Source organism: Sphingobium sp. EP60837, assembly GCF_001658005.1.
Taxonomy (GTDB): domain Bacteria; phylum Pseudomonadota; class Alphaproteobacteria; order Sphingomonadales; family Sphingomonadaceae; genus Sphingobium; species Sphingobium tyrosinilyticum.
In genome coordinates this window covers 2,174,530-2,200,951 of record NZ_CP015986.1, presented here as the reverse complement: position 1 = coordinate 2,200,951, position 26,422 = coordinate 2,174,530, and the positions used below count along the sequence as shown (strand labels likewise).

Annotated in this window: 28 protein-coding genes; 10 read left to right on the top strand and 18 right to left on the bottom strand. The window is 63.0% G+C overall.

Annotation, left to right across the window (positions count from 1 at the left end):
• Nucleotides 1–996, top strand: a complete 996-nt coding sequence (locus EP837_RS10670) for a type II secretion system F family protein (protein ID WP_066527274.1) — start codon at nt 1–3, stop codon at nt 994–996.
• 16 nt (nt 997–1,012) lie between these two features.
• Complete coding sequence (locus EP837_RS10665) at nt 1,013–2,002, top strand: type II secretion system F family protein (protein ID WP_066527273.1); 990 nt, start codon at nt 1,013–1,015, stop codon at nt 2,000–2,002.
• 82 nt (nt 2,003–2,084) lie between these two features.
• Here EP837_RS10665 and EP837_RS10660 read toward each other — a convergent pair whose 3' ends face one another.
• The 4 genes from EP837_RS10660 to EP837_RS10640 form a co-directional block, all read right to left on the bottom strand.
• Nucleotides 2,085–2,777, bottom strand: coding sequence for an aspartate/glutamate racemase family protein (locus EP837_RS10660; RefSeq protein ID WP_066527271.1), 693 nt, complete (start codon nt 2,775–2,777; stop codon nt 2,085–2,087).
• Between the two features lie 57 nt (nt 2,778–2,834).
• Nucleotides 2,835–3,488 carry a hypothetical protein gene (locus EP837_RS10655; RefSeq protein ID WP_066527265.1) on the bottom strand — a complete coding sequence of 218 codons (654 nt, stop codon included), beginning with the start codon at nt 3,486–3,488 and terminating at the stop codon, nt 2,835–2,837.
• 415 nt (nt 3,489–3,903) lie between these two features.
• Entirely contained in the window at nt 3,904–5,022 is a 1,119-nt protein-coding gene (locus tag EP837_RS10645; RefSeq protein WP_066529209.1) for an NAD(P) transhydrogenase subunit alpha, read from the bottom strand.
• Between the two features lie 25 nt (nt 5,023–5,047).
• On the bottom strand, nt 5,048–5,173 hold the full coding sequence (locus tag EP837_RS10640; RefSeq protein ID WP_066527261.1) for an aa3-type cytochrome c oxidase subunit IV: 126 nt from the start codon (nt 5,171–5,173) through the stop codon (nt 5,048–5,050).
• Nucleotides 5,174–5,328: 155 nt separating this feature from the next.
• On the opposite strand from EP837_RS10640, the gene EP837_RS10635 reads away from it, so the two are divergent.
• Entirely contained in the window at nt 5,329–6,777 is a 1,449-nt protein-coding gene (locus EP837_RS10635) for a sigma-54-dependent transcriptional regulator (RefSeq protein ID WP_066527259.1), read from the top strand.
• 88 nt (nt 6,778–6,865) lie between these two features.
• The gene (locus EP837_RS10630) at nt 6,866–7,495 is read left to right on the top strand and encodes a hypothetical protein (RefSeq protein ID WP_066529207.1); all 630 of its coding nucleotides are present in this window, start codon (nt 6,866–6,868) and stop codon (nt 7,493–7,495) included.
• Nucleotides 7,496–7,514: 19 nt separating this feature from the next.
• On the opposite strand, the gene folP is transcribed toward EP837_RS10630, so the two are convergent.
• Together folP and EP837_RS10620 are read right to left on the bottom strand one after the other, a co-directional pair.
• A complete protein-coding gene (gene folP / locus EP837_RS10625; protein ID WP_066527257.1) occupies nt 7,515–8,642 on the bottom strand; it encodes a dihydropteroate synthase in 1,128 nt (375 codons plus the stop codon).
• Nucleotides 8,643–8,738: 96 nt separating this feature from the next.
• A complete protein-coding gene (locus EP837_RS10620) occupies nt 8,739–9,863 on the bottom strand; it encodes a site-specific DNA-methyltransferase (RefSeq protein ID WP_066527253.1) in 1,125 nt (374 codons plus the stop codon).
• 287 nt (nt 9,864–10,150) lie between these two features.
• Between EP837_RS10620 and EP837_RS10615 the strand changes: the two genes are divergently transcribed.
• From EP837_RS10615 to ahpF, 4 genes are all read left to right on the top strand, one after another.
• Nucleotides 10,151–10,495: an ArsR/SmtB family transcription factor gene (locus tag EP837_RS10615; RefSeq protein WP_066527250.1), complete on the top strand. Its 345-nt coding sequence runs from the start codon at nt 10,151–10,153 to the stop codon at nt 10,493–10,495.
• Nucleotides 10,496–10,631: 136 nt separating this feature from the next.
• Entirely contained in the window at nt 10,632–11,306 is a 675-nt protein-coding gene (betI, locus tag EP837_RS10610; RefSeq protein WP_066527248.1) for a transcriptional regulator BetI, read from the top strand.
• A gap of 106 nt (nt 11,307–11,412) precedes the next feature.
• The gene (ahpC, locus tag EP837_RS10605; RefSeq protein WP_066527243.1) at nt 11,413–11,976 is read left to right on the top strand and encodes an alkyl hydroperoxide reductase subunit C; all 564 of its coding nucleotides are present in this window, start codon (nt 11,413–11,415) and stop codon (nt 11,974–11,976) included.
• A 166-nt stretch (nt 11,977–12,142) separates the two neighbouring features.
• Entirely contained in the window at nt 12,143–13,726 is a 1,584-nt protein-coding gene (gene ahpF, locus EP837_RS10600) for an alkyl hydroperoxide reductase subunit F (protein ID WP_066527241.1), read from the top strand.
• 665 nt (nt 13,727–14,391) lie between these two features.
• Here the strand turns inward: ahpF and EP837_RS10595 are convergent.
• The 5 genes from EP837_RS10595 to glmM form a co-directional block, all read right to left on the bottom strand.
• Entirely contained in the window at nt 14,392–15,021 is a 630-nt protein-coding gene (locus EP837_RS10595) for a L,D-transpeptidase family protein (RefSeq protein ID WP_066527239.1), read from the bottom strand.
• A 139-nt stretch (nt 15,022–15,160) separates the two neighbouring features.
• Complete coding sequence (locus EP837_RS10590) at nt 15,161–15,760, bottom strand: ribonuclease HII (protein WP_066527236.1); 600 nt, start codon at nt 15,758–15,760, stop codon at nt 15,161–15,163.
• Nucleotides 15,753–16,514 (bottom strand): bifunctional hydroxymethylpyrimidine kinase/phosphomethylpyrimidine kinase, encoded by a 762-nt coding sequence (gene thiD, locus EP837_RS10585; protein ID WP_066527234.1) that lies wholly within the window; start codon nt 16,512–16,514, stop codon nt 15,753–15,755. The genes EP837_RS10590 and thiD overlap by 8 nt, the downstream gene beginning before the upstream one ends.
• Nucleotides 16,511–16,735, bottom strand: coding sequence for a DUF1272 domain-containing protein (locus tag EP837_RS10580; protein WP_066527232.1), 225 nt, complete (start codon nt 16,733–16,735; stop codon nt 16,511–16,513). The genes thiD and EP837_RS10580 overlap by 4 nt, the downstream gene beginning before the upstream one ends.
• Before the next feature lie 105 nt (nt 16,736–16,840).
• A complete protein-coding gene (gene glmM, locus EP837_RS10575; protein ID WP_066527230.1) occupies nt 16,841–18,181 on the bottom strand; it encodes a phosphoglucosamine mutase in 1,341 nt (446 codons plus the stop codon).
• A gap of 89 nt (nt 18,182–18,270) precedes the next feature.
• On the opposite strand from glmM, the gene EP837_RS10570 reads away from it, so the two are divergent.
• Nucleotides 18,271–19,677 (top strand): alanine/glycine:cation symporter family protein, encoded by a 1,407-nt coding sequence (locus EP837_RS10570; protein WP_066527228.1) that lies wholly within the window; start codon nt 18,271–18,273, stop codon nt 19,675–19,677.
• Nucleotides 19,678–19,726: 49 nt separating this feature from the next.
• Here the strand turns inward: EP837_RS10570 and EP837_RS10565 are convergent, their stop codons facing one another.
• The 5 genes from EP837_RS10565 to EP837_RS10545 form a co-directional block, all read right to left on the bottom strand.
• The gene (locus EP837_RS10565; protein WP_066527225.1) at nt 19,727–19,909 is read right to left on the bottom strand and encodes a general stress protein CsbD; all 183 of its coding nucleotides are present in this window, start codon (nt 19,907–19,909) and stop codon (nt 19,727–19,729) included.
• Between the two features lie 143 nt (nt 19,910–20,052).
• A complete protein-coding gene (gene rpsI / locus EP837_RS10560; RefSeq protein WP_082919615.1) occupies nt 20,053–20,580 on the bottom strand; it encodes a 30S ribosomal protein S9 in 528 nt (175 codons plus the stop codon).
• Complete coding sequence (gene rplM, locus EP837_RS10555) at nt 20,580–21,059, bottom strand: 50S ribosomal protein L13 (RefSeq protein WP_082919614.1); 480 nt, start codon at nt 21,057–21,059, stop codon at nt 20,580–20,582. Before rplM ends, rpsI begins: the two co-directional genes overlap by 1 nt.
• A gap of 131 nt (nt 21,060–21,190) precedes the next feature.
• Nucleotides 21,191–21,511, bottom strand: coding sequence for a divalent-cation tolerance protein CutA (gene cutA / locus EP837_RS10550; RefSeq protein ID WP_066527223.1), 321 nt, complete (start codon nt 21,509–21,511; stop codon nt 21,191–21,193).
• Complete coding sequence (locus EP837_RS10545; RefSeq protein ID WP_066527222.1) at nt 21,508–22,554, bottom strand: COX15/CtaA family protein; 1,047 nt, start codon at nt 22,552–22,554, stop codon at nt 21,508–21,510. Before EP837_RS10545 ends, cutA begins: the two co-directional genes overlap by 4 nt.
• 141 nt (nt 22,555–22,695) lie before the next feature.
• Here EP837_RS10545 and EP837_RS10540 point away from each other — a divergent pair, with 141 nt between their 5' ends.
• Nucleotides 22,696–24,729: a hybrid sensor histidine kinase/response regulator gene (locus EP837_RS10540; protein ID WP_066527219.1), complete on the top strand. Its 2,034-nt coding sequence runs from the start codon at nt 22,696–22,698 to the stop codon at nt 24,727–24,729.
• A gap of 154 nt (nt 24,730–24,883) precedes the next feature.
• On the opposite strand, the gene EP837_RS10535 is transcribed toward EP837_RS10540, so the two are convergent.
• Together EP837_RS10535 and EP837_RS10530 are read right to left on the bottom strand one after the other, a co-directional pair.
• Nucleotides 24,884–25,510, bottom strand: a complete 627-nt coding sequence (locus tag EP837_RS10535; RefSeq protein ID WP_066527218.1) for a 2-dehydro-3-deoxy-6-phosphogalactonate aldolase — start codon at nt 25,508–25,510, stop codon at nt 24,884–24,886.
• Nucleotides 25,507–26,409: a 2-dehydro-3-deoxygalactonokinase gene (locus EP837_RS10530; protein ID WP_066527215.1), complete on the bottom strand. Its 903-nt coding sequence runs from the start codon at nt 26,407–26,409 to the stop codon at nt 25,507–25,509. The genes EP837_RS10535 and EP837_RS10530 overlap by 4 nt, the downstream gene beginning before the upstream one ends.
• Nucleotides 26,410–26,422 lie beyond the last annotated feature (13 nt).

The window sequence follows — 26,422 nt, the reverse complement described above, 5'->3', positions numbered from 1 at the left end:
ATGGGCAATGTCCTCCTGCTGATGATATTGATGTCGAGCTTCCTTGGGTTGCTCGTCATGGCCTTTGGCGGACCGTCCGCCGACAAGGCGAGCAAGCGGCGGGTAGCACTGATCCGCGAGCGCCATAGCGGTTCGACGGACGCCCTGATGGAAGCGCGGATGCGCAAGGCCATCTCGAACCGGCAGACCGGCAGCGAGATGAAGATGCTCGTATCGCTGGTGCCCAATCCGGAAAACCTGGCCAAACGCATACGGATGACCGGCAAGAAGTGGACGGTCAGCCAGTATATGACGGCGTGCGCCGTCATCTTCTTGTTGCTCTGCGCGCTGCTGTTCCTGCGCGGCTTCGCGCCGCTGCTGGCGATCATGGTCAGTTTGGCGGCGGGCCTTGCGCTACCCCATTTGTGGGTCGGGCGTCTCATCAAAAAGCGCGTGCAGAACTTCACCACCAAATTCCCCGACGCGCTGGAGTTGCTGACGCGCGGCCTGCGATCGGGTCTGCCTATCACCGAAACGCTGGGCGTGGTCGCAAGCGAAGTGCCGGGCCCCGTGGGCGAGGAATTCAAGCTGATCACCGAACGGATAAAGATCGGCAAGACCATGGATCAGGCTTTGCAGGAAACCGCAGACCGCCTGGGTACGCCGGAGTTCCAGTTTTTCGTCATCAGCCTGGCGATCCAGCGCGAAACAGGCGGCAACCTGGCGGAAACGCTGTCGAACCTGGCCACGGTGCTGCGTCAGCGCGCGCAGATGAAGCTCAAGATCCGGGCCATGTCGTCCGAATCCAAGGCGTCGGCCTATATCATCGGGGCGCTGCCGTTCCTGGTGTTCGGCATGATCTGCTACATCAACTTCCAATATATGGCGCCCTTCTTCACGCCTGATCCGGCGGGCGTCTTCGGCTTATCGACGATGCAGGTCATCGGCGTCGGCGGCATGTGCTGGATGGGCATCGGCGTCTTCATCATGGCGCAGATGATCAACTTCGAGATCTGACGGGGAAGAGACAGACATGGAAACCGCTCCCGTCGCCGGCACGCTCTTCGGCCTTTCCGCCACCGACTTCGGCACATTGCTGGCCGCCGTCGCGACCCTGGCGATGCTCTTCATCCTCTATTCGGTCATGACCGTGCGCGATCCGATGACCAAGCGCGTCAAGGCCCTGAACGAGCGCCGCGAGCAGTTGAAGGCCGGTATTACCGCTTCGACGGGCCGCCGCCGCGCGAAGCTGGTCCAGAAGAATCAGGCGACGGACCGGATGCGGTCGTTCCTGACGAGCTTCAAGGTACTGCAGGACGATCAGCTTAAAGAGGCGCAGATCAAGCTGGCGCAAGCCGGTATCCGGTCGAAGGATTGGGCGGTCGCCGTGATTTTCGGCCGCATGGTGCTGCCGATCGTGATTGGCGGCCTGGCGGCCTTGCTGCTCTATGGCGTCGGCATGTTCCCGGAATGGGGCGGCGCCAAACGTTTCATGGCGTTCGCGGGCGCGCTGCTGCTATCCTACAAGGCACCGGACATCTTCATCGACAATAAGGTCCAGAAGCGTTCCGCCGCGATCCGCAAAGGCTTGCCTGACGCGCTCGACCTGCTGGTGATCTGCGCAGAGGCCGGGTTGACGGTCGATGCCGCCTTCGCTCGTGTCGCCAAGGAATTGGGCAAGGCTTATCCCGAACTGGGCGACGAGTTTCAGCTAACCGCGATCGAACTCAGCTTCCTGACCGAACGGCGCATGGCCTTCGAGAATCTTGCGAGCCGCGTGAAGCTGGACGCGATCAAGGGCGTGGTCACGACCATGATCCAGACGGAGAAATATGGCACGCCACTCGCTTCGGCGCTGCGCGTGCTGTCGGCGGAATTCCGCCACGAGCGCATGATGCGCGCCGAAGAAAAGGCCGCGCGCCTGCCCGCGATCATGACGGTGCCGCTGATCCTGTTCATCTTGCCGACGCTGTTCGTCGTGATCCTGGGTCCCGCGGCCTGCTCGATAAGCACGGCGTTCTAACGAATTTAGAGGGGGAGAAGGGGCGCTGAAAGGCGCCCTTTCTTTTATTCCCATTCGTGCCGGGAACGTGGCTGCCGGACTACTAGTCCCCGAGGATCACATCCACACCTGCGCGCGCATGGATCGCCGTACCGTCGTAGATCGGCAGCACATTGGCCTTCACATCGACGATCATCTCAAGCTCCGTGCAGGCGAGGATCGCGGCCTGAACATTTTCCTTGGCGATGTCGGTCAGTTCCGAGCGCATATAGCGTTCGGAATCGCGGCTGACCTTGCCGATCGTCAGTTCCTCATAGACGATCCGGTCAATCCGCTCGGCCAGTTCCAGGTCGGGGGGCAGCAGCGAAATGCCATGACCGACCAGCCGCTGGCGATAGAATTTCTCCGTCATGACATTGCGGGTGCCAATCAGCGCCGCCTTGTGTACGCCGTCCGCCTTCATCTTGCGGCCGACTGCATCGGCGATGTTGATGATCGGCGTGTCCACGCCTGACTGAACCTCATCATAGACGCGGTGCATGCTGTTGGCGCAGATCAGCAGCGCCTGGGCCCCGGCCTGTTCGAGCCGCCGGGCTGACGCGGTCAGCACCTGCGCCGCATGGGCCCACTCCTCATCCGTGGTGGATCGGCCGATATCGGCGAAGTCCAGACTCTCGATCAGCAGCGGCGCGCTATGCTGACCGCCCTTGGCGCGGTAAACCGCCTGATTGATGATCTGATAGTAACGCGCCGTCGATGTCCAGCTGAGACCGCCGATCAGACCGAGCTTTTGCATGTAGCGCCTTACCCCAATTGCTCCGGCAGGAATCCCCCTGCAACTTCCGCGCAAGCGTTACGGACGGCGCTCCCCATCGGCAAGCCCCTTCCCGCGCGCTCCACCGCATATGCGCAGCGCGACCCCTGTACCCGCCGCCCCAGCGAGCCCACCCGCGACAATCATGGCGACATTCTGCAGCAGGAAAGCCAGGGCTGCGGCCGACCAGCCCGCCATGGCGATCGTCAGCGCGAGCGAAGCCGCACCGGCCATGCTGCGCCTGATCGCCACGGTGCTGGCCAGGGCGCAGGCGCTGCCACCCGTCAACAAAGTCAGGCCCAGCGTCAGCATGTCGCGGCTCGAAATGCGGTTAGCGCCCTCATCGATCAGCCCGAAAGCATAAGGGTTGATCCAGGCAGCGGCGGCCGCGCAAATCGCCGCGGTGCCGGACAGCCCGGCAAGAGCGGCCATTAGCATGATCATATGGGTGCCCGGCCATTTCCGCGCCAGCAGCAGTCCCACCGCCGCTCCAATGATCAGCGCGCCCATGATCTCAGGCATGTTGATGACGTCCATCGCGCCAAATGCGGCGGCCATCAGCAGCAGGATCGCTGCTGTTGCCGCATGACGGCTCAGCCGTTCAGATGCGCCGCCGGGCGGCCATAGCGACAGAACGAGCAGCAACACTGCAATCGCCCAAGCCAACGTGATTGCGTCGATACCGTTGCTCACGGGCGAGGCGTGTTGCGGGATGCCTTTTCCAGGCGGCGCGTGGCGATCAGGCTTCCACAAAATCCGGCGCTCGCCAGAAGGACTGCGACAAGGCCAAAATAGCGCGCAGCGGCGCTCCCTGTTTCAGCCGCTACAAGCAGAGCGCCGGCGATACCGGCGGAAGAGAGTAAGAGAAGCGGGCCTAATAGACTTTGCACGCGATCGCACGACGCGCGCCAGGCAGCGATGGCGCCCACGCAGCAGGCAGAGAGAAAGGAGAAGAGGAGAAGCGCGTTCATTCCGGCCCCTTGAGGTCCTTCTCCGCATCGCAGGAGTTGGATCAGGCGGATGGGAAGGAGGCAGTTGCCGCCCCCGACCCCCATCGCCCTTAGTCTCGCCCCTCCCCATCGCTTCGCGATAGGGAGGATCAAGCACATTATTGCAGTCGTTCGCTGACGACCTTGCCGCCCTGCGTCACGCGGATGGCGTTGCCGATTTCCTCATCCAGCACCGGCGCATTCTGTTCCTTGTTCCAGAAGGCCGAGAGGAAATTATAGAGGTTGCGCGCGAACAGGGCCGATGCGTCCGCGGCGAGACGCGAGGGCACATTCTTGTGACCCACGATCTTCACCCCATGGCGCTCGACCACTTGGCCCAGCACCGCACCTTCGACATTGCCGCCCTGCTCGACCGCCAGATCGACGATCACGCTACCCGGCTTCATCGACGCGATCTGCGTGTCGGTGATGAGGCGGGGCGCGGGCTTGCCGGGGATCAGCGCCGTGGTGATGACGATATCCTGCTTGGCGATGTGGCTGGACACTAGATCGGCCTGCGCCTTCTGATATTCTGCCGACATTTCGGTGGCGTAGCCGCCGGTGCCTTCGCCTTCGATACCCGCGACATTTTCGACGAACACCGCCTTCGCGCCCAGACTCTCGATCTGCTCCTTGGTCGCGGAACGCACGTCGGTTGCCGAGACCTGCGCACCCAGTCGCTTGGCCGTCGCGATTGCCTGAAGCCCCGCTACGCCGACGCCCATGATGAATGCCTTGGCTGGCGAAACAGTCCCCGCAGCCGTCATCATCATCGGGAAGGCCCGGCCATATTCATAGGCGGCGTCCAGCACCGCCTTGTAACCGGCGAGGTTCGATTGCGAGGAAAGAATGTCCATCGACTGCGCACGCGTGATGCGCGGCATGAACTCCATCGCCAACGCTTCGTAGCCCGCAGCTGCATAGGCATCGACGCGCGCGCGCTCGACAAAGGGGTTGAGGCCCGCGACGACCCATGCACCGGGCTTTGCGCCGCTGATGCTGGCCACGTCAGGACCCTGCACACCCAATATGATGTCCGCCCCCGCGACCGTGGCCGAACGATCGGCGATCGTCGCGCCCATCGCGGCATAGTCGGCGTCGGCGATGGCGGCAGAAAGGCCTGCGCCAGCTTCCACAGCGACATCGGCGCCCAGCGCCTTGAACTTCTTGACCGTTTCCGGCGTACCGGCAACGCGGCGCTCGCCCTCGGCAAGCTCCTTGATGATTGCAATCTTCATCGACATCCCCCTCGCGGCGCTGATCTTAGCTCGAGATCAGGACAACGACGACCGCCGCCAGCAGCGCGCTAGCGATGGTGCCCCACTTCACGAGGGACACGAACCCTGAATAGGTCTGGGTCGCGCTCTCCATATTTCCTTCTGACGCCATGTCCATTCCCTTGTCAGCCTGTGTTTGAGCGGGCCCCTCTTATCGACAAGCCCCTCCCCCCTCAACCTCGAAACAGAGGAAGAAAAACTTTCCGGTTAAGGGCGCCTTTACCCCCATGGGCTAGGCTGCCGCCATAGTTCAAGAAGAGGGATAAGATGGCGCGCGACGGCGTTCCCATGCTGATGCTGATCGATGAGGAGCCCGCCCAGCGTAGGCTCGTATCCGCGCTTGCAGCCCGCGCCGGGTGGCGTACGATCTTCGCCAATGACGGCGATATGGCAATCGCAACGCTCGGCACGCAGGACGGCATGCGGCTCGACGCGGTGCTGCTCGATCAATGGAGTCCCGGCTATGATGCCGCTGGACTGATCCGCGAATTGCGCAGCCGCCGCCCCGCCTTGCCTATCATGATCCTGACAGCTCATAACAGCGTTGCAGTCGCTGTCGAAGCGATGCGGGCAGGCGCCACGGATTATCTGGCAAAACCGGTCGCGCCCGAAAGGCTGCTGGCGGCGCTCAACGCCACCGTCTCCCAAGACCATGGCAAGGGTGAGTTGCGCCCGCTGACGGAAAAGATCTCAGCCGCCCTTTCCTTTGAAGACGTCGTCGGCGCAGCACCTCAGTTCCGCGCGGCGCTCGCCATTGCGGCCAAGGCGGCGCGCGCCCGCGTTCCCGTGCTGATCGAAGGGGAAAGCGGCGTTGGCAAGGACGTGATCGCCCAAGCCATCCACGCCGCCTCGCCCCGTCATAAACAAGCAATGGTGACGGTGAATTGCGGCGCGATACCCGCAAATCTCGTCGAATCGGACCTGTTCGGCCATGAGCGAGGCGCTTTTACCGGCGCGTTCGAGCGGCAGGTCGGCAAATTCATATCCGCCGACATGGGCACCATCTTCCTGGATGAAGTCAGCGAAATGCCGCTAGACGCGCAGGTCAAGCTCCTGCGTGTCTTGCAGGATGGCGAGGTGCAACCGATCGGCGCCCGGCGGCCGATCCATGTCGATGTTCGGGTCATCGCCGCTACCAATAAGCGCCTGGTCGATGAGATCGAGGCGGGGCGGTTTCGCGAAGACCTATATTATCGCCTCAACGTCGTCCAATTGACCGTGCCGCCGCTGCGCGAACGGATCGGCGACGTGCCTGCGCTTTGCCGTCATCTGCTGGCGCGAATCGCGATACAACCGGGCCTGCGGAGCCTTGGCCTTACCGATGATGCGCTCGCGCTGCTAATGCAGCATGACTGGCCGGGGAATGTGCGCCAGCTGCAAAACGCCCTCTTCCGCGCGGCTGTGCTGTGCGAGGGCGATGCACTGACGCCGCAGGATTTCCCGCAGATCGCCGCGCATATCCGTTCGCGCGCAGAGGGCGAGCCGCTTCACCCCCGGCTGCGCGCCGTGCCGCAGACGCATAGGGAAGCGGCGGGGATTACCCTGTTCGAAGGCGACGGCCATGTCCGGCAGCTGGCGGAGATCGAGGCGGACGTCATTCGCCTAGCCATCGGGCATTATCGCGGCCGCATGACAGAGGTAGCGCGCAGGCTCGGCATCGGGCGTTCGACGCTCTATCGCAAGCTTGCCGAACTGGGTATCGACAGCGCCGCTTGACCCGTGGCCAGGCCGCTCCCCACTCATCCTGTCGCGAGCCTATCGTTGCGACGTTGAAATGTCGGCTGGCCTATGCTTTGGAAAGGGCATGAAAAGCTCAAGCCTCGCAGCCTGCCTTCCCATCCTTCTTCTGGTCGCCTGCGGGCGTGCCGAACCGGTCGAGGACCTGCCCAGTCAGGAGGAATTGGCTGCCGCCGCAAATGCCGCTGCGGCCAAGGCCGTTGCCGCCGACAAGGCGGAGAGCAACGAAAGCCGAAACTATGTCAATGTCGAGCGCGGCTTTTCGATCACTTTCCCCGAAGGCTGGGAAAAGGACACGGCCGCCAGCAATATGAATGGCGTTGTCTATCAGGATCCGGGCGCGGGTGCTGACGTGCGCATCTTCTGGCAGCGCAACCAGGAAAAGCAGACGCTTCAACAGGTCGTAGCAGCCATGAGCAGCGGTTCCGAGGGCGTCGATGGCGACTTCGTCGGGGACAATGAATATCGTGGCACGGCGAATGATGGCGAGGGTAATAATGTGGCCGTCCGCCTGCTGCGCCAGCCTGACGGCGGGATCGTCACGGCGACCTTCGTCTATCCGGAAATGCTAAGCGAGCAATATCAAGCAATCGCCGAAAAGGTGCTCGACAGCCTGCGTATCTTCGCGCGGAAGTCGGAAACCGCCGAGGGAGGCGCTCAGCCTGAGGCAGGCAACGCGGCGAGCGGCGCGGAATAGAGCATCCGGCGCAATCCAGCTAGACCGCGCTCAGGCCCGCATCCGTTAACCCGCGCCAGAGGTGAAGCGCCTGGACGCTCTCCTTCACATCATGCACGCGCACCATCTGCGCACCCAATTCCGCAGCGCGGAAGGTGAGCGCGACCGAGCCGCCCAGCCGATCGGCTGCAGGCGCTTCATTGGACAGCGCCCCGATCAGCCGCTTGCGGCTTCCTGCAAAGAGCAGTGGAACGCCGAGCCCCTGGAAGGCCGCCAAGCCGTTGATCAGCGCCAGATTGTCAGCGAGCGACTTGCCGAAGCCCAAGCCCGGATCGATCATGATCCGGTCACGCGCGATACCGGCCGCGACACAGGCGTCGATCCGCGCTTCAAGCATGTCGAAGACATCCGCCACCACGTCGCCATATCCGTTGGGATTGTCGTGCGGATCGTCACCGGCAGACGGGGCATGCATCAGGATTACGGGGCGTCCCGACGAAGCGGCCACCTCCATTGCGCGAGGATCGTGGGCAAGCGCGCTCACATCATTGATGACCCTCGCTCCGGCGGCCAGAGCGGATTCCATGACGGCGGCCTTGCGCGTGTCGATCGATATCGGGACGCCAGCCGCCGCAAGCCGTTCGATCACCGGGACGACACGGGCGATCTCATCACCTTCCCATAATTTCGGCGCCTTGGGCCGGGTCGATTCGCCGCCCACATCAATCAGCGCAGCGCCCGCCGCCGCCATGGCAAAGCCCGCGTCCGCCGCCGCATCTGGATCGTCCATATGCTTGCCGCCATCGGAAAAGCTGTCGGGCGTGACGTTAAGGATCGCCATCACCTGCGGCGCATCAAAGCGGATGGTACGGTCACCCAAAGCCAGTGGAGGGCGCGTCTTGGAGATGTTGGCGGCAAGCAGTTGCGCGCGCTCGGCAAGCGCGTCAGGTAGATCTGCGAGCGCCTGGGCAAATCCGGCGACGGGCAGAATGGTCCGCGCAAGCCGCTCTCGCCCCTTCAGCGCCGTCAGCTCATAGCCCTGGAACCAGATCAGGCCATTGCCCATCCGCGCGGCCGATCCGTCGGCCAAACCTATGGGCGACGGCACGAACCATGTAGGCTTTAGATAGAGCCTGGCATCGACGGGGAGTTGGGAAAGACTGGCCATAAATTACCCTAGTCGTTCACTCCGCGCGAAGTCGAGACGCCGCACGCCCGCCATGTCCCGACTTCGCCTTACCCCAATCGCGTCAGGGGGGCTGCTTCAAGGCTCGTTCGCCAGCAAATAGGTCTGCCGCAGCGCATCGATCGGCTTCAATCCGCCCTCGGCCTCATAATGCCAGAAGGTCCAGCCGTTGCAACTCGGCGCATTCTGCAACGTCGCGCCCATCTTGTGAATCGAACCACTGTCAGCCCCGACGCTCAAGGAGCCATCGGCGCGCACCACCGCCTGCCAACGCCGCCGTGTATCCATCAGCACCGTGCCCGGTTGCAGATAGCCGGTCTCTACCAGCGTGCCGAAGGCCACCTTGGGCTGGGCCTTGGCGCTCTGCATGATGGTGAGCGCGGATTCGTCGAGCGGCAGCGCAGCCTCGATACGCTCCATCGCGACCTCGATATAGCTGTCCTCGCGTTCGATGCCGATCCATTTGCGGCCCAGGCGCTTGGCCACTGCGCCGGTCGTGCCGGTTCCGAAAAAGGGATCCAGCACTATGTCCCCCGGCTTGGTGCAGGCGAGGAGGACGCGATAGAGAAGCGCCTCGGGCTTCTGCGTCGGGTGTGCCTTGGTGCCATTGCGCTTCAGACGCTCCTGCCCGCCGCAGATCGGCAGCACCCAGTCCGAGCGCATCTGCAACTCATCGTTGAGCGTCTTCATCGCCTTGTAGTTGAACGTATATTTCGCGTCCTCGCCCTGGCTGGCCCAAATCAGCGTCTCATGCGCGTTGGTGAAACGGGTGCCCTTGAAATTGGGCATCGGGTTGGACTTGCGCCAGATGATGTCGTTGAGGATCCAAAAACCCTCATCCTGCAAGGCCGTGCCTACGCGGAAGATATTGTGATAGCTGCCGATCACCCAGATCGAGCCATTGGGCTTAAGAATGCGGCGGGCCTGCGCCAGCCATGCCTTGGTGAAGCGGTCATAGCTTCCCAGCGTGTCGAACTTGTCCCAATCATTATCGACCGCATCGACGCGCCCGCCTTCCGGACGGAAGAGGTCCCCGCCCAATTGCAGATTATAGGGCGGGTCGGCGAAAATCATGTCGATGCAGGCGTCGGGGAGCTTCGCCATTTCCGCGATGCAGTCGCCGCGCAGCAGGCGGTCGGCCTCAATCTCGACCGGCGCAACCGCCTTTTTTCGCCGCGGCGCGACGCGTTCCATGACACCCATATAATGACCCCCATTCATTTCGAGGCCCAGCGTTGAGTCCTCGGGAGTCCGCCGTCAAGATCAACAGCTTAGGAGTCGAGCCTGACAAAAAGGTTAACAGCCGGAGAACGAAAGCGGTAGACACGACATGTTGAGTCCCGTCCGGCATCATAGACTCAATATCAGGTGGTGTGTCTCAAAAGACTCAGCCGCTGGACCCGGCCAACTTTTTTTGGTTAACGGCGACAGATGGCTTCCAAAGGGGTCGCCTCTTGATCATCTCATGATCATTTGGTTATGGGTTCGCAATGAGCGACCCCCTTTCCAGTGGCGACCGATCGGCCGCCTGCGATGAACTTTTCAAAGCGCTGTCCGATGGCACGCGCCGCGCCCTGCTCGAACATCTCGTGCGTGAAGGAGAGCAGAGCGTTCACGCGCTGACTGCGGTCTCCGACGTATCCCAGCCCATGGTGTCGCGTCACCTGGGGAAGCTAAAGCGCGCGCGGCTCGTCACGGCGCGCCGCGCCGGGCGTGAAACCTTCTATGCCGCGCGAGTGAAGGGGCTTGCACCCGTGGTTCAGTGGATGGCGATCTACGGCGCGCTCTGGTCGCAGCGTTTCACAGCGCTCGAAGAATTGGGCGAGCCAGCCTGACCACCTGCTTCTACCCATATCTTTCCGCTTGCATTGCCGACCTGAAATGGTGATCGCATTTGCGTGATCCATGCTGCGGGAAGGGAACAGTGAGGGCTGTTCTAAGGGGGCGCGGCATGGTGACGGGAAAAGAGACGTGGAGCACAAGACTGCAGGCCGATTGGGCAGGATACAGGGACGGGCGCGCTTTGTCAGGGAATCGCCCGATGTAAGACGGCAGGCGCTGATAGAAGCAACGGCGCGCTGTCTTGCTGAAAAGGGGGTGGGCGCGACGTCCGTACGGGCGATATGCTCGCGCGCCGGAGTTTCGGCGGGTCTGCTCACCCATTATTTCGATGGTGTCGATGCTCTCATCCTCGCGACCTATCGCGACGTGGGGGAAAAGGTCGCGGCTGCCATGGAGCAGGCCGTCGCCGCGGCGGGGCCGGACCCCATGGACCGGCTATGGGCCTATTTGCGCGCCAATTTTCAGCCGCCAGTGCTCGATCCCAATCTGCTCGCGACCTGGATTTCCTTCTGGAGTCTGGTGAAGACCAGTCCGAAAATCGCGGCGACCCATGCCGAGACCTATGGGGGGTCGCGCGAGCGTCTGGAGGTGCTGCTGCGAGAGGCGGCGCCGCAAATTCCTCGCCCGGACGCGCGCATCGCCGCGATCGGGCTAACGGCGATGGTCGATGGGCTATGGCTGGAACTCTGCCTGGATTCCTCGACCTTCACGATCGAGGAGGCGCTCGCAATGGTGAAGGAAGCTATGACCTATGTCATCCAAAAGCCGAGGGACGGGTCAGTCGATCAATACCTGGGCCGTTGATCGCTTTTCTCAATCAGCGGAGTGAAGAAAAGCAATTTCCCCCTTCCCCTCCACGCCCCTACATAGGCCGGGCAACAGCAACCCCTCAGAAGGAACTGGAAAGCCCATGGCGCTTATCAACACCCCTATCAAGCCGTTCAAAGCCACCGCTTTCAAGGAAGGCAAGTTTGTCGATGTCACCGACGCCGACGTGAAGGGCAAGTGGGCGATCTTCTTCTTCTACCCCGCCGACTTCACCTTCGTCTGTCCGACCGAACTGGAAGACCTGGCCGGCATCTACCCGACGCTGCAGTCGCTGAACGTCGAAGTCTATTCGGTTTCGACCGACACGCATTTCAGCCACAAGGCATGGCATGACACCTCGCCGGCAATCGGCAAGATCAGCTACTATATGCTGGGCGACCAGTCGGGCCAGATCACCAACAATTTCGACGTGATGCGCCCGGGCGTAGGCCTGGCCGACCGCGCCACCTTCCTGGTCGATCCGGAAGGCGTGATCCAGTTCATGGAAATCACGTCCGAAGGCGTCGGCCGCAACGCGACCGAACTGCTGCGCAAGGTCAAGGCTGCACAATATGTCGCCGCTCACCCCGGCGAAGTGTGCCCGGCCAAGTGGGAGGAAGGTGAAGAAACCCTGGCTCCTTCGCTCGACCTCGTCGGCAAGATCTAACTCTACCTGACCTTTCGCCGGGCCGGGTCGAGCAACTCCCCGGCCCGGCGGGGGTTTCCCTCTGACATTTTAACCGCTGTCATGCCGGGCGTTGGGGTCGTACCGCACCGGCAAGCGGACCTGCGCGCCCCGGACCGGTGCGTCAATTCAATGGAGCTATGAGAAGATGTTGGACGCAAATCTCAAAGGCCAGCTCAAGGCCTATATGGCGAACATCACGCAGCCCATCGAGCTGGTGGCATCGCTGGACGAGGGCGCGAAGTCGCGCGAACTGGAAGGACTGCTGAACGAGATCGCCGAGCTGTCGGACAAGGTGTCGCTGGTGCTGGCAGGGCATGACAAGCGCAAGCCCAGCTTCATGATCCGCCGCGCAGGCACGGACATTGCCGTGACATTCGCCGGCATTCCCATGGGCCACGAGTTCACCTCGCTGGTTCTGGCCCTGCTGCAGGTCGGTGGCCATCCGTCCAAAGCGGCGCAGGATGTCATCGATCAGATCAAGGATCTGGATGGCGACTTCACCTTCGAAACCTATTTCTCGCTTTCATGCCAGAACTGCCCCGATGTGGTGCAGGCGCTGAACCTGATGAGCGTTCTCAACCCCCGCATCCGACACGTCGCCATCGATGGCGCGCTGTTCAAGGAGGAAGTCGATGCACGCCAGGTCATGGCCGTGCCGACCGTCTTCCTGAATGGCGAACCGTTCGCTAGCGGCCGCATGGAGCTGGAGCAGATCGTCGCGAAGATCGACAGCGACGCGGCCGACCGCGCAGCGGAGAAGATCCGTAAGCAAAACCCCTTCGAAGTCCTCATCGTCGGCGGCGGTCCTGCGGGCGCTGCGTCGGCCATATATGCTGCGCGCAAGGGCATCCGCACCGGCATCGCAGCGGAGCGGTTCGGCGGCCAGGTGCTCGACACGATGGATATCGAGAATTTCATCTCGGTCAGCCGCACCGAGGGTCCCAAGCTCGCCTCGGCATTGGAGGCGCATGTGAAGGATTATGATGTCGAGATCATGAACCTGCAAAAGGCGGCAAAGCTGGTCCCAGCCAAAACCGAAGGCGGCTATCATGAGGTCGTGCTGGAAAATGGCGCGAGCCTGAAGGGCCGCACCGTCATCCTGTCCACCGGGGCGCGCTGGCGGCAGATGGGCGTGCCCGGCGAAGAGGAATATCGCAACAAGGGCGTTGCCTATTGCCCGCACTGCGACGGACCTTTGTTCAAGGACAAGCGAGTGGCGGTGATCGGCGGCGGCAATAGCGGTGTCGAAGCGGCAATCGACCTTGCCGGCATCGTTGCTCACGTGACGCTGATCGAGTTCGACAGCCAGCTGCGCGCCGACGCGGTGCTGCAGCGGAAGCTCGCGAGCTTGCCCAATGTGCGCATCATCACCTCGGCCATGACGACCAAGGTGGAGGGCGACGGCGCGAGGGTGACTGGCCTGTCGTACAAGGATCGCAACCACGGCACCGCTCATGACATCGAGCTGGAGGGCATTTTCGTTCAGATCGGTCTCGTCCCCAACACCGAATGGTTGAAGGACGCGGTTGCCCTTTCCCCGCATGGCGAGATCGAGATTGACGCGCGTGGCGAAACGAGCCAGCCAGGGATATTCGCTGCCGGCGATTGCACGACCGTGCCCTATAAGCAGATCGTGATCGCCATGGGTGCGGGTTCGACCGCGGCGCTTTCTGCCTTCGACTATCTCATTCGCTTGCCTGCTTCGGCGGAAACGGCAGAAGCTGCGTAACAAGACAACCCCCGAGCGGGGGGTTGGGAAGCGGTCGCCCCCAGGCCCGGTGGCGGCCGCTTCTTAAGTCTTGCGCCGGAACGCGCGGGATGGCCCTCATCCTCAGATATTCCCTGGCGACCATGAACGGGCATATCAGTTCCGTTCGTTTCGAGTGAAGGGTTTGAGCCTGTCGAGAACATGGCGCTGCGCAACCGGTTCTCGATAACGGCTTCTCGACACGCTCGAAGCCTGTTCGAACCGAACGGTTCCAGGAGAAATGGCGGCAAACCACCCGCATGGTTGCTCGCCAATGCCGATTTGCGGGACGCGGCCTGAACCGATCTGGCGGGTTCGTGGCGGGCAAGCTGCGCGGCAGCACGCGACCGATTTATGCCGAAGTTCACAGTGTATGCGCGCGCGTGCCTGGGCGCGCGTAGGCGTGAGGGCATGATTTATCAGACGTTTCAAAGAGGGGGCGGGATAGGCGCGCTGAGGCGGAATAGGACAGGCTAAATGGATGCCTGTTTGAGAAAATAGGATGTTTTTTTAGAAGCCTGTGGCCATTGGGTTACGCCTAGTCTCGAGCGGCCTGCGTTGAGGTCGGGGACGCTATAAGACCGGTTGGCGATAGTGCGCTCCCCTCTCCCCGGCCCTCTCCCCTGACGGGGAGAGGGAGAATGCCCCTACCAGCGGCGAAGTCGGGGTTGGAACACGCTGGGGTCTATGGCAAGCATCGGCGCGTCGCGGGTGGCCAATTCCACCAGAGCTTTCTCCAAAAGCGGAGGCTGGGCATTGGGCGTGAAGGTCACGACAGCCGTGCCGGGATCGTTAAGCACCAACATGTCGAGCATCAGTGCTGGCCTCAAATCATCCGCATTCACGCGCACCAGTGTTCCAATCTGCGTGAGGGCAAAGAGTTTGCGCGCGAAGGCTTGCGGCAGGCGAATACAGCCATGGCTTGCCGGATAGCCCGGATTGTGCCCGGCATGCAGCGCGATGCCGTCCCAGGTCAGACGCTGCATGAAAGGCATGGGCGCATTGCTGTAGATGTTCGACCTGTGCCATTCCCGTTTTTGCAGGATCGCATATTCGCCAGTGGGCGTGCGATGCCCCTTCGTGCCGGTCGATACGCTGGCCATGCCGACCAGTCGGTCGCCACTATAGACATGGACCATCTGCCGCTCGATGCTGATGATCAGGTAGAGCGGACCGTCGAAAGGCCCCTCCTCCAGCCAACGATAACTACCCGCTGCCAGCGGCTCGCTATCGATCGCCGTTGGTTGCGCCTCGGCCGGTTTAATCCACGGCGACATGACGCAAATGCTAAGCAGGGCAAGGGCTGGCAGAAAGCGCATTAAGTCTTTCTTAACCATCTGCAGCCGCCGTGCCAGCCCGGATTTACGACGATGTGGTGGCGATCATCCCGTCATGGGACGCGGCGCGGCCTTCTAACTAAAGCAGCATCAATTGGGCAACCGGAGCGAAACTGCGGCGATGGAGCGGCGTCGGCCCATGTTCCCGCAGCGCAGCCAGATGCATCGGGCTGCCATAGCCCTTGTTCGTTTCCCAGCCATAATGGGGATGCGAGGAAGCCGCCTCGATCATCATCCGGTCGCGCGCTTCCTTTGCCAGGATCGAGGCAGCGGCGATGGACAGGCATTTGGCGTCGCCTTCCACAACGGCAGTCGATGTCCAGCGCCATTTGGGACAGCGGTTGCCGTCCACCAGGACATGGGCGCAGTCATGGCTCAACGCTTCCATCGCCCGCGTCATCGCCAGCATCGTCGCCCAGAGAATGTTGAGGCTGTCGATCTCCTGGACCGAAGCCATGCCAATCCCCCAGCAGAGGGCGCGCGCTTTGATTTCTCCCTCCAGCACCGCGCGGCGGGCAGCAGTCAGTTGCTTGCTGTCGTTGAGGCCGTCCGGGCAATCGTCCTGCCTGAGGATAACGGCAGCGGCGACCACCGGTCCCGCCAGCGGACCCCTGCCCGCTTCATCCACCCCAGCGACGAGGCCGGGATGATGCAGAAGCTCATGCGCGAAATCAGGCATGGAAGTGAAATCCGAACGGCGCGCCCATCGGCCCGTGTCCCTGCCCTAGGCCGGGCGCCAAGACCAATGCTTCACGGACATATTTGCGCGCGCGATCGATGGCGTCGATCAGATCCAAGCCCTGCCCCAAGCCGGTCGCAATAGCGCTGGCCAGCGTGCAACCCGTGCCGTGCGTATGCGGCGTGTCGATCCGTTTATTGCTCCACGCCTTGCGCACGCCCTGCGGCCCGATCAACCGATCGGTGAGCATCGTCCCTTCGCCATGGCCGCCTTTGGCCAGCACATGGGTATCGAAGCGAAGGGCGATCTCTTCCCCGCCCAAGGCTTCCAGTTCCGGGATGTTCGGCGTGACCAGCGTCGCGATGCTCATCAACTGTTCGAAAGCAGCGATCGTCGACTCGTCCGCAAGGGCCGAGCCGCTGGTCGCGACCATGACGGGGTCGAAGACGATCGGCACATGTTCTAACTGGGCAAGCCGGTCCGCAACTGCGGCCGCGGTTTCAGCAGAGCCGATCATGCCGATCTTTACCGCATCGACGCCGATGTCACTGAGGACGCTGTCCATCTGCTGCACCACCATGGGCGTTGGCACGGCATGGACGCCCTGCACGCCCAGCGTGTTCTGCGCGGTGATCGCGGTGATCGCCGTCATGGCATGGCCGCCGAGCAGCGTCACCGTCCGGATATCCGCCTGGATACCCGCGCCGCCGCCGCTGTCCGATCCGGCGATGATCAATATGCGTGCGGGCGTCATGCCTTATGGCGGCGTTGGGTGGTTGCGGGATGACGGGCGAGCGCATCGCCCATGCGGGTGGGACGATCCATCAACTCGCCGCCGCAATTGGGGCAGCGATCGTCCAGCACCTCGGCACAAGGCGCGCAGAAGGTGCATTCGAAGGAGCAGATGAACGCGCCCGGTTCGTCGGCGGGCAGGTCGGCGCCGCAGCGCTCGCAGTCGGGGCGCATTTCAAGCATGGCCGAACCCCGTCATGCCAGCGGAAGCCGGCATCTTTGGACGAAGGACACGACTCATCCGAAGGAAATCCCAGCCTTCGCTGGGATAACGAGGGAATGGAAAGCTCACGCAGCCACTCTCGCGACGGCGTTGCAGATGCGTTCGACGACGTCCTTCACCTGATCCTCGCGGTCGCCTTCGGCCATCACGCGGATCACCGGCTCCGTACCCGAAGGACGGATGACCAAGCGGCCGCAGCCGTTGAGTTCCGACTCGGCCTGCGCGATCACGCGCTTCACCTCCTCATGCTCCAAAGGCTTGCCGCCCGAAAAGCGGACATTTTTGAGGAGCTGCGGCACTGGATCGAACTGATGCAGCACTTCGCTCGCAGGCTTGCCCGCGCGGACAAGCGCCGCCAGCACCTGCAGCGCGGCCACGGTGCCGTCGCCGGTCGTCGCATAGTCGGACAGGATCATATGACCGGACTGTTCGCCGCCGACATTGAAGCCGCCCTCGCGCATCCGCTCCAACACATAACGGTCGCCGACCTTCGTGCGCTCCAGATTGATGCCCTGGCCCGCAAGATGCCGTTCCAGGCCGAGATTGGACATGACCGTCGCCACCAGCCCGCCACCGCGCAGCGACCCGTCGCGAGCGAAATTGCCCGCGATGAGCGCCATGATCTGGTCGCCATCGACGATCTGGCCCTTTTCATCCACGACGATCAGCCGGTCTGCATCGCCATCCAAGGCTATGCCGATATCGGCTCCCGATGACACGACCGTTTCCTGACACAGGAGCGGAGACGTCGATCCGCATGCGTCGTTGATGTTGACGCCGTTGGGCGTGACCCCGATCGCGATCACTTCCGCGCCCAATTCCCACAAGGCAGAGGGAGCGACCTGATAGGCTGCGCCATTGGCGCAATCGACGACGATCTTCAGCCCGTCGAGGCGCAGGTCCGCGGGGAAGCTGGATTTGACGGCGTGAATGTAGCGGCCGCGCGAGTCCTCCACGCGGCGGGCTCGGCCGATGTCGGAAGGAGCCGCCAGCGGAATATCCTGCTCCAGCATCGCCTCGATCTTCAGCTCATCCTCGTCGGACAATTTGTATCCGTCAGGGCCGAACAGCTTGATCCCGTTGTCGGCATAGGGATTGTGGCTGGCGGAGATCATGACGCCCAGGTCCGCGCGCATCGAATGGGCGAGAAGCGCCACCGCAGGCGTCGGGATCGGGCCGAACTGGACGACGTCCATGCCAACGGCGGTGAAGCCCGCAACAAGGGCGTTTTCGACCATATAGCCGGAAAGGCGCGTGTCCTTGCCGATCACCACACGGTGGCGGTGACTGCCGCGCTGGAAATGCTTGCCCGCGGCCATACCGACCTTCATCGCCAGTTCGGCCGTCATCGGCCACTGGTTGGTGCGGCCCCGGATACCGTCGGTGCCGAAATAACGCCTGCTCATGATTCTCGTCCCGCAAAGCGACCTAAGCTGCCGTCATCCATAGCAATCTTTGTTCGACTTTCCACCGGAGACCAGTCATTCCTTAGCAGATGGACGGGTTCAATGCAGCGGTGGACGCGCTGGCGGGCGCCGTCTTTCTCAAGGTGCCGCTGCTGGGCGCGCAGATCGAACTGATCGTGCTCTATCTGGCTGTGCCGATGCTGTTCTTCACGATCTGGCTGGGCTTTCCCAATGTGCGCGCCGTTGGAAGAGCGCTGCGCATCTTGCGGACGCAACCAGGCCCTGGCCAGGCGAAGGGTGACATTAGCCAATGGGGTGCGCTGACTACTGCGCTGGCCGGGACTATTGGCTTAGGCAATATCGCTGGGGTCGCTGTGGCGCTGACCATGGGCGGGCCGGGTGCGATCCTGTGGATGTTCGTCATCGGCTGGTTCGCGATGACCGTGAAAATGGCCGAGGTAACGTTGGGCCTCAAATACCGGACCTTCGACAGCCGCGGGCATGTGCATGGCGGCCCCATGTATGTGCTGCGCGCGGTGGGCGCGGCGCGGGGATGGCCCCGCTTCGGACTGGCGCTTGGCGGTCTCTATGCCTTTTTCGCGCTGTTCGGGGCGATCCCGATGGTTCAGGTCAATCAGAGCTTTGCCCAGGTGAAGGTGGTGACGGGGCTGTCCAACGGCTGGGCTTACGGCGTCCTGCTTGCTGCTGCGGTTGCGTTAGTAACGCTCGGCGGCGCGGCTTGGCTGGGCGAGGTGGCGAAGCGGCTCACGCCGCTTAAGGTGGCGGTCTATCTCACCGGGGTTGCGGCTGTGCTGATATTTCATGCGCCTGCGATTCCGGGCGCGCTGGCCGAGATCTGGCAAGGCGCGTGGAACGGCACCGCGGCGACGGGCGGCGCTGTCGGCGCGTTCGTCGCGGGAATGCGGCGAGCGGTGTTCGCAAGCGAGGCGGGTGTGGGCTCCGCCGTGATGGCGCACAGCCTGGCGCGGGTGCGCCATCCGGTGTCGGAAGGGCTGGTGGCCCTGCTCGAACCTCTGCTGGGCACGATGATCGTATGCGCTGCCGGCGGCTTGGCCCTGGTGGTCGCGGGCACATGGCGGTCAGGGTTGGAGGGGATAGCCATCACCTCCGCCGCCTTTGCACAGGTGTCACCCTGGTTCCCTTGGCTGCTTGCTGTAGTCGTGGTGCTGTTCGCCTATTCGACGCTGGTGGCCTGGGGCTTTTATGGCTTGCAGGCTTGGGGTTATCTGTTCGGCAACGGGCCGAAGGCGCAGTGGAGCTACAAGATTCTCTACATCATCGCCCTGCCCCCGGCGGCGGCGATTGATCTGGGCCGGGTGGTGGACATTGTGGACAGCAGTTTCTTCCTGATGGCCATACCCAATGTCATCGCGCTCTATCTATGCGCGGGTGAATTGCGGCGGGATGTGCAGGACTATCTACGCGCTTCAGAAGATGGGGCGCAGAGGACCAGCGGGGCGGGTGCCTTGGGATAAAAGAAAGGCCCCGCCACCGGCGAGGCCCTTGGTTTAGTGAAGGTTTCGATCAGATGTCGTCGCCGAGCGCGCCCTTGATCGAACCCTTGATATCCTGCGCCGTGCCCTTGGCCTTTTGCGCCTTGCCCTCGGCGGCCAGGTCGGCATCGCCCTGATTGCGGCCTACGCTTTCCTTGATGGCGCCAGCCGCCTTGTTGCCAGCGGCCTTCGCCTTGTCGGTTAGTTCGCCCATCGGGTCCTCCTGTCGTTAGCTACGGCAGATCAACAACCCGGAGGAAGGAAAGGTTGCCACCGATACGGGGACGCAACGGCATAAGGCAAAAAGAAAGGGGCCAGAAACCCAGCCCCCTTCCAAAAACTCTTGCGAGTAGAAGCTTAGCGCTTCGAGAACTGGAAGCTACGACGGGCCTTGGCCTTACCGTACTTCTTACGCTCGACGACGCGGCTGTCGCGGGTCAGGAAGCCTTCCGCCTTGACCGCGCTGCGCAGCGCCGGTTCGTACTTCGACAGAGCTTGGGCGATGCCGTGCTTCACGGCGCCGGCCTGACCCGACAGACCGCCGCCCTTGACGGTGGCGATCACGTCATACTGGCCTTCACGCTCGGTGACGCCGAACGGCTGGTTGATGACCAGACGCAGGGTCGGACGGGCGAAATAGACTTCCTGATCGCGGCCGTTGACCGTGATCTTGCCGGTGCCGGGCTTCACCCAGACGCGGGCGACGGCGTCCTTGCGGCGGCCGGTGGCGTAGGCGCGGCCGAGGCTGTCGATTTCCTGGGCGCGCAGCGGAGCCGAGGGCTGAACCGGAGCGATCGGGGCGTCAGCAGCGACGGCATCGGCAGCGGCCGGAGCGTTGGCGGTCAGCGACGCGAGGTCGGACAGGGACTGGCGGTTATCGGACATTATGCACCCACCTTGTTCTTGCGGTTGCGCGACGCGAAATCGAGCACTTCGGGGTTCTGCGCTTCGTGCGGATGTTCAGCACCGGCGAAGATGCGCAGGTTGCGCATCTGCTGACGGCCGAGCGGACCACGGGGGATCATGCGCTCAACGGCCTTTTCAAGGACGCGCTCGGGGAAACGGCCTTCCAGAATCTTGGCAGGCGTGGTTTCCTTGATGCCGCCGGCGTAGCCTGTGTGCTTGTAATAGACCTTGTCGGTAAGCTTGCGGCCGGTGAACTTCACCTTGTCCGCGTTGATGATGATGACATTGTCACCGCAATCAACGTGGGGGGTGAAGGACGTCTTGTGCTTGCCGCGAAGGATGTTCGCGACGGTCGAGGCGAGGCGGCCGACGACGAGACCTTCCGCGTCGATCAGGATCCACTTCTTTTCGACCGTGGCCGGGGTTGCCGGCTTAGTGGTCTTCATCAGCGCCTTCATGGTGCCAATCTCCAGAATGAAATAGTGAATTGAACGTGTTTTGAGGGCGTTCAAAGATGGGCGCTAATGACCGGCACACCTTCAGAAGTCAAGAGATTCGGCCACTTTCCTGACGGGTAAAATAATACCCGTCATTTCGCGATCTGCTCGGCGACCCATTTTGCGTAGCTGAGATCGGCCATTTCGACCGGCAGAGCGAGGATTGCAGGCACATCATAGTCGTGAAGTTCGGCGATCCGCGCCATCAGCGCGTCGCGGCGCGACGGGGTGGTCTTGAACAGCACCGGCACCTCGGCCGACATTTCCAGGACGCCGTTCCATTCATAGATGGACGTGCCCTGAGCCAATATGTTGGCGCATGCGGCCAGACGCTCCTCAACAAGCTGGCGCGCGACGCGCTCGGCGGCTTCGGCCGAACCGAACAGCGTATAGACGAGCGCCACCCCGCTCATGCCCGGCGCGCCCCCACGGCATGCGAGCCCCAGGCGGCAGACGCGACTACCAGCGCGCCGACCGCTTGATGCAGCACCGCGAGCGGCAGAGCGATGCCACTGACAACCGTAGCGATGCCGAGCGCAACCTGCGTCCCGACAGCGGCATTGATCGCGATCGACGCGCCACGCTGCCCCGCCCGCTTTGCCTTGCGCGCGAGCAGGATCAGCATGGCGGCTGCGACCCAGGCCCACCAACGGTGGATGAAGTGGACGAGATAGGGGTCGTTGGAGATCGTAGCCCAGAGCGAGCCCAGCCACTCGATGCCCTCAGGCACCAAATGGTCGTTCATGAGCGGCCAGCTATTGGAGACATAACCCGCGTCCAGCCCGGCGGTGAAAGCGCCGAACAGCAGCTGGACGAACAGGACCAGCAGCACGAGCAGCGCAAATGGCGGCAGGATTGCAGGTCGGGCGGATGGATCACGCGCAACCGCGCGCAGATCGAGGGCGGTCCAGATGAGCCCGCCCATGATGAAGAGCGCCGTCAGGAGATGAATGGCGAGCCGGTAATGGCTGACATCGGTGCGCACCGAGAGGCCGGATTTCACCATCCACCAGCCGATCGCACCCTGAAGCCCGCCGAGCGCGAGCAGCGCGACAAGGCGCAGACCATAACCGATAGGGATGGCCCGGCGCCAGGCAAACCACAGCAGGGGCAGCGCGAAAGCGACGCCGATCAGGCGGCCGAGCAGCCGGTGCACCCATTCCCAGAAAAAGATGAACTGGAAATCGGACAGGGTCATGCCCTGCCGAAGCTGCTGATATTCGGGGATCTGCTGATAGAGGCGGAACGCCTCCATCCACTGGTCGTGCGTGATCGGTGGAATGGCCCCGGCAATGGGCTTCCACTGAGTGATCGAAAGGCCCGATTCGGTCAGGCGCGTGATGCCGCCGACCACCACCATGCAGAAAACCAGCGCCGCGACAGCAAGCAGCCAGCGGGCGATGGATGCAGGGCGGGGAGCGGACATGGCCGGGCGACGGAGAGCGATGGCGGTCATGACGGCGATCCATGCGCCGATGCCCCGATTGTTGCAAGAGGGCGACCCATGGACAAAAGGTCGCAGCGGCCCGCGCGAGCGGGATACAATTCAACAGACAGGCGTATCCCTGTCTATGCGGTTCTTAACAGAGGATAATCGATGACGGCGGCGAACAACATCGCCGGGATGATCGCGGCGCAAGGCCCGCTAGGCGAACTGACCACCCGTATCGGCGAACAGTCGCCATTGGGTCCGGTCGATCAATGGTCGCCCGCCCTGATATCGACAGTGCGACTGATGCTGTCGTCCAAGGCCGAGATCGTGCTGTTTTGGGGTCCGGATCTTTGCGCGCTTTACAATGAAGCATATGCCCCGACCATTGGCGACAAGCACCCCGCCGTGCTGGGCCGCCCCGCGCGCGAAGGCTGGGCCGAGTTGTGGCAAGATCTTGAGCCCCTGCTGCTGTCCGTCGTCGAGAAAGGCGAGACGGTCCATGCAAAGGACCGCCCTTTTTATATCGAGCGTGACGGCGGTCGAGGCGAAGAGGTGTTTTTCGACATCAGCTATTCGCCCGTATTCGAAAGCGACGGGTCCATCGGCGGCGCGCTGTGCATCGTCAGCGAAACCACGCAACGCGTGAAGGCCGAGCGCGAAATGCTGGCCGAACGCAATCGTTTGTGGACGCTGGCGCGAGACCCTTTCCTGGTGGCGGACATGACGGGCACATGGCTGTCGGCCAGCCCCGCCTGGACGGACATATTGGGCTGGAGCGAGGACGAACTGATCGGCCGGACGTCGGAATGGATGGAGCATCCCGAGGACGTCGCGCGCGTACGCAACGAACTGGAGACGCTGCAGCAAGGGGTGCCGACGCTGCGGTTCGAAAATCGCTTTCGGGCGAAGGATGGCAGCTATCGCAACTTCAGCTGGACGGCGGTGCCCGACAATGGACTAATCTATTGCGTAGCGCGCGACGTTACCGAGCAGCGCGCTCATAGCAGGGCGCTGGCAGAGGCGGAGGCGGCGCTACGGCAGGCGCAGAAGATGGAGACGCTGGGCCAACTGACCGGCGGCGTCGCCCATGACTTCAACAATCTGCTACAGGTCGTGACCGGCAATCTGGAACTTTTGCAACGCGGCCTGAAGAACAACGATCGACTGCGCCGGGCGGCGGAAAATGCGATGGCCGGGGCCGAGCGGGCCGCGATGCTGACGCAGCGGCTGCTGGCCTTTTCCCGCCGCCAGCCGCTGACGCCCGAGCGAGCCGATCCCAATCGGCTGGTCAGTGGCATGTCGGACCTACTGGGGCGCACGCTGGGCGAGACGATCGAGGTGGAGACGATCCAGACGGCGCGCGTCTGGCCGGTGGAGATCGACGTCAACCAGATGGAAAATGCGCTGTTGAACTTGGCAGTCAACGCGCGCGACGCGATGCCGGGTGGCGGCAAGCTGACGATCGAAGTCGCCAACACGCACATCGACGACCATTATGCCGCCCAGGAAGAAGAGGTGACGCCGGGGCAATATGTGCTGATCAGCATGTCGGATACGGGCCACGGCATGGACCCCGATACGTTGCGACATGCGATCGAGCCGTTTTTCACGACAAAGGAGGTCGGACGCGGCACGGGCCTGGGCCTGTCGATGGTCTATGGCTTCATCAAACAGTCGGGCGGTCATATCCGCGTCTATTCGGAGGTCGGTCAGGGGACCAGCATCAAGATCTACCTGCCGCGCCATCATGGGCCTGTGCCAGCCAATGACCGGGCGGAGGGAAGCCCACGGTTACCGCATGGCGGCGGCCATGAAACGGTGCTGGTATGCGAGGATGACGACAAGGTGCGCGCCTATGCCGTCGAGGTGCTGAACGAACTAGGTTATCGCGTGATAGAGGCCAATAACGGCGCAGCCGCGCTGGATGCGCTGGACCGCGCCACACCGCCGGTCGATCTGCTCTTTACCGATGTGGTGCTGCCCGGCGGGATGACGGGCGCGGACGTGGCGCGGGAAGCGGCGCTTCGGCGGCCGGATCTCAAGATATTGTTCGCGACCGGCTATGCACGCAACGCGATCTTCCACCACGGGCGGCTGGACCCGGGCGTCGAGTTGCTGACCAAGCCTTTCACCTATGCCGATCTGGCGGGAAAGGTACGGGAAATGCTGGACCGGCAAGAGACGCGGCAGGTGGGGTAATGGGCGGGCTTGGCCCTCGACAAATTGACTGAGATACGTGACGGCCACAAACCTCTGTTCGTATCGAGCGAAGTCGAGAAACGGATTAGAGCGCGCGCTTCACGTTTCTCGACTTCGCTCGATACGAACGGGGAGGCGTAGGAGGTCTTATCCGCTAAATCGCGCGCCAGGCGGCGACCAAGGCTGCGGCACGTTCCCCGACCACATCCGCGCTGTCGCCGGGGCGGTATAGAGCGCCGCCGACGCCTATGCCTTCGCAGCCCGCCGCGAGCCACTGACCGATCGTATCTGCGCCGGTGCCCCCTACCGCCCAGAGGCCGACATGGCGGGGAAGAACGTCCTTCACCGCCTTAACATAGGCGGGGCCGAGCTGCGCGGCGGGGAAAAGTTTCAGGCGGCGGGCGCCTGCTTTGACGGCCACGAATGCCTCGCTGGGGGTCAGAAAGCCGGGCAGCAGTTCAAGGCCGAGTTCCGCGCCGCGCGCGATCACGGCTGCGTCGGTATTGGGCGTGACCATGATGCGACCGCCGACGCGGTGCAGATCCTCCACCGCATCGACCGTCAGCACCGTGCCGCCTCCGATCAGAGCCTTAGCTCCGAAAGCTTGCTGAAGTGCACCGATGCTCTCCAGCGGGTCGGGTGAATTCAGTGGCACTTCGAGAATTTGGATCCCCGCATCGATAAGCGCCGCGCCGATCGCGGGGGCTTCTTCGGGACGCAGGCCGCGCAGGATGGCGGCGATCGGGGGCGCGCCATCCGCGAGCAGGGCGTCGAGTGTCATGCGTCATTCTCCGGAAGGGTGAGGCCGGCGAGCACGCAATCGTCGCCGTCCAGCATATGGGTGGTAAGGCCCTGCGCTTCCAGCGCCTGCGCGTAGTGGGTGCAAAGGCGCTGATCGCCGATCAGGGTGATGTTGCCTGCCTCCCCGAGCATCGCGGTGACCTCCGCAATCTCGCATCCGATCAGCAGGCCGGAAAGATAGGCAGCCGCCCAATCGGAAGACCGTCCGGCGCGCAGCCGCATCGACCGTGCGGCGAAGAGGCTGGTGAGCAGACCGCCCTGCCCAGCGCGGCCAAGACCTTCGGCAAAGCCATCGCCTTCTTCGGCAGGATTGTGCGGTTTCGACTTGGCGCCCAGCGTCGATTGGCCATGCAGCAGCGCGTAGAGTTCGCCAGTGGGAACCGTGCGGAAGGTGAGGATGCGGCCATCTTCGACCAGCGTCCACTTATTGTGCGTGCCGGGCAGGACGATCAGTTGGCGGCCATCGGCCAGATGGGGGTGGCGGTTGATGGCGCCGAACAGCTGTGTCTCCTCGCCCCGCATGACGTCCGGCACGCCATCGCTGCTGGTGCAGGCGAGCCCGGCGAGGATGGTGACGGGCACGCCGCGCCAGTCGAACCGGGCTGCGGCGGAGCGCCAGTCGCTGGAAGTAGCGGGACAATCGGCATAGGGCGCCTCCACCCAGCCGTCGCGCGCACCGGCCATGCCGCAGAGGCGAATGCTGCCGGGCATGCCACCGTCGAGCCAAGGCGCGATGCTGTCTGCGAAGGCTGCTTCCGCATTCGCGCCGACCGCAGCAATGCCGGGACCCTCGAGGCGCGCAATAACCTCACCCTGTTCGATGCGGAACAGGCGCAGTCGGCTCGTGCCCCAATCGCCGACGACGTCATAACCGCTCATATCTGGGGACCTG